Source organism: Candidatus Jordarchaeum sp. (assembly GCF_052745115.1).
Genome location: NZ_JBRAKS010000314.1, coordinates 1 through 4,370 on the forward strand (window position 1 = coordinate 1; position 4,370 = coordinate 4,370).

Below are 4,370 nucleotides of genomic sequence, written 5' to 3' on the forward strand. Positions count from 1 at the left end.
CCTCCCCGCCTACAACCAAATCATACTATTCAAAATAAACACAACAACCGAAACAACATTATTTACGCTAATTTTTACCCTAGTACTCCCATTACTAATACTAGACCCGTACATCTTTATCCTCTTCAGGTTCTCAAAAGAGGCTAAATTTAGAGACTTACTATTCACTATCAGAACATGGAAGCTACCACCGTCAGACCGCTACAAAACCTATGGAGAGGCCAAAAAAAGAATAAAAGACATATTCAAAAACGGAACCAAAAAAGAGAAACTCGCTGTCTACACCCTGATAATAGGATACCTCTTGTTTTATCCAATTCTTATCACATACACATTCATTCTAGCAGATATTCTTCCATACAATCTGTTCTACTTTATCTTCATTTTATTATTAATACTATTGTTAATTCTCAAGATTCAAAGATTCGTATGGAAAACAATCACTTGAAAAAAATTAAAGAATACACGGTAAAAACAAGAATGTATCTGTACATGGACGAAAAAAGCAATACCTAAAATTTAGGAAAAATCAAGAGCTAAAAAATAAAAAAAGAGGGAAAGATATCACACCGGCTTGAAATACTCGATGTCCAGAATGTTTCCTTCAGGATCACTCTTGAAAACAGCCTCAACTCGCATACCAATCTCCAGCTTCTTCGGGTCGCCCTCCTTAATAATGTGCACCAAACCAGTATTCGAACCATCCAACTCGATTATTCCATAGGCATATGGCGGCTTCAATGGCATAACTGGAGTCGAATAGTTAACCACCGTGAATCCCTTAACCGTACCCTGCTTACCAACCTCAACCCAGTCATCCATCTTCTCAAAACACTCAAAGCAAACCATCCTAGGAGGAACATACACTTTACCACACTTAGAACACTTGACACCCATAATCTTCTTATTGTTACCAATCTCCTGAATAAACCTACCAACGTAAGCACCGGCAACATGCCTATAAGGCACCTTTATCCTTCCATGGAAATACTTATCCTCACTCATCACAATAACCTCCAGCAGATCCTCACTTCTTCTCAACCGCTCTAAAGTACGGAATATCCTCCAAAGTACCCTTACGCTCACCCTTAGGCTTAATCACCGCCTTCACCCGCATCCCAGGCTTAACCTTCTCAGGATTCGTCTCATCAACAAAATGCAGCATCCAAGTATCCGCACCTTTCAACTTAATCGCACCATAACCATACGGAAAAGGGCGCGTCTCACCAGTATTAGGATCCACGAAAGGATAGTTAACCACCGTGAAACCATCCAACGAACCCTCATCACTCATCTCAAACATATCATTTTCAGTCATCTCCACCATACAGTCCGCACAGATAGCCCTAGGAGGGAAAAACACCTTCCCACACTTCTCACACTTAATCCCCAGCAACTTACCAGACTCCTTAAGCTCCTTGAAAAACTTTAACGCAATGGGACCCATAGAATACCTGTAAGGCAAATCCGTCAACCAATTAATACTAAAAGGCTCTTCTTTCTTCTCACTCATAAATATCACCTCAAATCAAGGCTCCTTTCCCACAATCATAATATCCGCCCAAACACTACCACCGAAGCCATGAGCCAACGCAGTCTCCGCATCCGGAACCTGTCGCTTACCGCCCAGACCTCTAACCTGAATCGCAGCCTCCGCAACTCGAATAAGCGCCGTAGCACCAATAGGATTCGTTGAAATAACACCACCCGAAGGATTCACTGGAAGCTCACCGCCCATCTCAGTAACACCCTCATCCAACAATTTACCACCCTGACCATACTCACAGAAACCCAAAGCCTCAGTCCACATAAGCTCCGCCCAACTACTAGGCTCATAAACCTCAGCCACGTCCAAATCCTTCACCGGATTCTTAATCCCAACCTTCTTGTAAAGCCTCTCAGAAGCAATCTTCGCCGCCGGATACTTATGCATTATATCATCACCACCAAAAGTGTAGTAATGTCCAGTGTCCACACCCTTAACCCAAGCCAAATTATCAGTAATCTTCCTAGCCTCACGCTCACCCGCATAAACAATCGCACATGCACCCTCACTTTGAGGACAACAATCGTGAAGTCTCATGGGCCACGATATTACGGGTGAGTTCATTACTTCTTCTAGTGTCATGTTGGGTTGTTGTAGGTGTGAGAAGGGGTTGTTAGCGCCGTTTCTTCTGTTTTTGACGGTTACTTTTGCTGCTTGTTCGGGTGTTATTCCATATTCCCACATGTACATGCTGGCCATTATGGCTAGTGGTCCTAGTGCTCCGGCTAGGGCGGGTCTTTCCCATCTTGGGTCGAAGGCCGTTACTATTCCGGTTGTAGCTCCTCCTTCGTTTATTTTTTCCCATCCTGCTACTAGGACTTTGTCGTACATTCCTGATGCGACGGCGTAGTATCCGTATAGTGCTAGGGATGTTCCGGTGGTTCCGCCGGTTGCTACTTTTACTACGGGTTTGAGGTATCCGGGTGCGGATTCTATTCCGGTCCACATTTCGGAGAAGTTTATTCCCTCGAAGTGATCCATGTTTCCGATTACTACGGCGTCGATGTCTTTGGGCGTGAGTTGGGCTTCGTCTAGGGCCATTTTTACTGCTTCGTAAATCATTTCGGATATGTTTACGTCTCTTCTTCGGCTTCTGTGTTTGGTTTGGCCGGTTGCTACTATTGCTACTTTTTGTTTTGCCATATTTTTTTCATCCTCCTTTTCATGCTTCAAATATGAGTACGCAGTTTCCTTGAGAGCAGATTCCGTTCATTCCGGTGGCTAGTCCGACTTTGGCGTCCTTGACCTGTCGTTTTTCAGCTTTGCCCATTAGTTGTAGTGCGATTTCAGCTACGCGGATTAGTCCGTTGGCCATAGAGGGGTTGCTCGATAGTACACCTCCCGAGGGGTTTACTGGGAGGGTTCCTTTCATTTCTGTTTGTCCGCTGTCGATGAGTTTTCCTCCTTCGCCTTTTTCGCATAGTCCTAGGGCTTCGTAGTTCATTAGTTCGTGGTAGGTGAAGGCTTCGAAGATTTCTGCTACGTCGATTTCTTTTATGGGGTTTTTTATTCCAGCCATTTTGTAGGCTTCTCGTGCTGCTATTTCTAGTCCGATGAGGTCGGTCATGTTGCGGTGTCCGAGGTAGTAGGCGTCGGTGCAATTGCCGTGTCCTTTGAGCCAGACTGGGGTGTCTGTGAATTTTTTGGCTTTCTCTTTTTTTGTTAGGAGCATTGCTACTGCTCCGTCTGAGAACGGTGGCAGATCCAGTTCCTTGAGGGGGTAGGCCATTATTTTGGATTTTAGGACTTGGTCAACGGTGACTGCTTTTTGTAAGTGTGCAAAGGGGTTGTTTAGGGCGTTTTTACGGTTTTTGACGGTTACTTTTGCTGCTTGTTCCTGGGTGATTCCATACTTGTGTGAGTACATGTTTGCCATTAGTCCTGCGGCTGAGACCTGGTCTAGTCCTAGCCATCTCTGGTAGTAGGGCTCAAAAATGGAATTGTTTACGAGGTAATTGTTTGACTCGGAGCACTTGCAGTGTGAGACCACCATTACTGTATCATATGTTCCCTCGAGTATTCTCATCGCTCCGTAAACATAGGCGAAGGCTCCGTCTCCCGAAACTCGGGATTCCGATTTTCCGATGGATCCTAAGGCGTCCTGGATGGCCATGCTGGCGATGGTTCTTCCATCATTGAAATCGTTGGAGCCGGTTATTATGCTTCCCACGTCGTCTTTGGTTATTCCTAGTTCATTGTGTAGTTTTTTAACGACTTCGAAAACGAGTTCGGAGTAGGGGAGATCCACCTTTTCTTCCTCATACTTAGTTTGTGCTACTCCCACAATTGCTACTTCTTTTTCCATATCTTGAACCTCTATTAAAGGGTTTAAGATTCAATTCTCAAACTGATGGAAACCCTATGCTTTCTAATTGATTAAACAACTCTAGGGTTTCATTTCAATTGGGATAAATCCAGAATAGTATGAACCATTCCCTAAATGTATGATTTGCTTTGTACTTCCGCCCGAAGTTTGTCCTCCAAATGGTACAATTATTAATCAAAGAATATCTGACAGCATCCAGGTTTAAATTGAAACACTGTTTTCACAACTCATTCTTCAGTTGGAGAAATCATTGTATCTACTATCACTATAAAAGTGGATGCAAATATTTGGTTCATACTTATGATGTTCTGGATTTTGTTCCTCTGGATTTATCTTGTTTATAAAACTATCGACAAACTTGTAAACTTGTGTTAGAGAGCTGATTGGTAAATTTTCTATTTGTTGTTAATTTTATAAGTTACATACTTATTTTCTTAAATTATTTTATCAGTTCAGTTACTAAAATTGGATCTCCCAAAATTTAATAAAATTTTATTT

Annotated in this window: 5 protein-coding genes; 1 reads left to right on the forward strand and 4 read right to left on the reverse strand. The window is 42.9% G+C overall.

Annotation, left to right across the window (positions count from 1 at the left end):
- The coding region (locus tag ACUVXA_RS16805) for a hypothetical protein (RefSeq protein WP_445872442.1) at positions 1–448 on the forward strand (448 nt) is incomplete at its 5' end.
- A 116-nt stretch (positions 449–564) separates the two neighbouring features.
- On the opposite strand, the gene ACUVXA_RS16810 is transcribed toward ACUVXA_RS16805, so the two are convergent.
- Genes ACUVXA_RS16810 through ACUVXA_RS16825 form a run of 4 tightly spaced genes read right to left on the reverse strand, consistent with a single transcriptional unit; the run spans position 565 to position 3,851 of the window.
- Positions 565–1,005, reverse strand: coding sequence for a Zn-ribbon domain-containing OB-fold protein (locus tag ACUVXA_RS16810; protein ID WP_445872443.1), 441 nt, complete (start codon positions 1,003–1,005; stop codon positions 565–567).
- Positions 1,006–1,027: 22 nt separating this feature from the next.
- The gene (locus ACUVXA_RS16815; RefSeq protein ID WP_445872444.1) at positions 1,028–1,513 is read right to left on the reverse strand and encodes a Zn-ribbon domain-containing OB-fold protein; all 486 of its coding nucleotides are present in this window, start codon (positions 1,511–1,513) and stop codon (positions 1,028–1,030) included.
- 15 nt (positions 1,514–1,528) lie between these two features.
- The gene (locus ACUVXA_RS16820; protein WP_445872445.1) at positions 1,529–2,689 is read right to left on the reverse strand and encodes a thiolase C-terminal domain-containing protein; all 1,161 of its coding nucleotides are present in this window, start codon (positions 2,687–2,689) and stop codon (positions 1,529–1,531) included.
- A 19-nt stretch (positions 2,690–2,708) separates the two neighbouring features.
- Positions 2,709–3,851, reverse strand: a complete 1,143-nt coding sequence (locus ACUVXA_RS16825) for a thiolase family protein (protein ID WP_445872446.1) — start codon at positions 3,849–3,851, stop codon at positions 2,709–2,711.
- Positions 3,852–4,370: the final 519 nt, after the last annotated feature.

What these genes read in the sequence shown, in the direction of transcription:
- ACUVXA_RS16810 (WP_445872443.1), bottom strand. Translation starts at nt 1,005, where the DNA reads ATGAGTGAGGATAAGTATTTCCATGGAAGGATAAAGGTGCCTTATAGG.
- ACUVXA_RS16815 (WP_445872444.1), bottom strand. Translation starts at nt 1,513, where the DNA reads ATGAGTGAGAAGAAAGAAGAGCCTTTTAGTATTAATTGGTTGACGGAT.
- ACUVXA_RS16820 (WP_445872445.1), bottom strand. Translation starts at nt 2,689, where the DNA reads ATGGCAAAACAAAAAGTAGCAATAGTAGCAACCGGCCAAACCAAACAC.
- ACUVXA_RS16825 (WP_445872446.1), bottom strand. Translation starts at nt 3,851, where the DNA reads ATGGAAAAAGAAGTAGCAATTGTGGGAGTAGCACAAACTAAGTATGAG.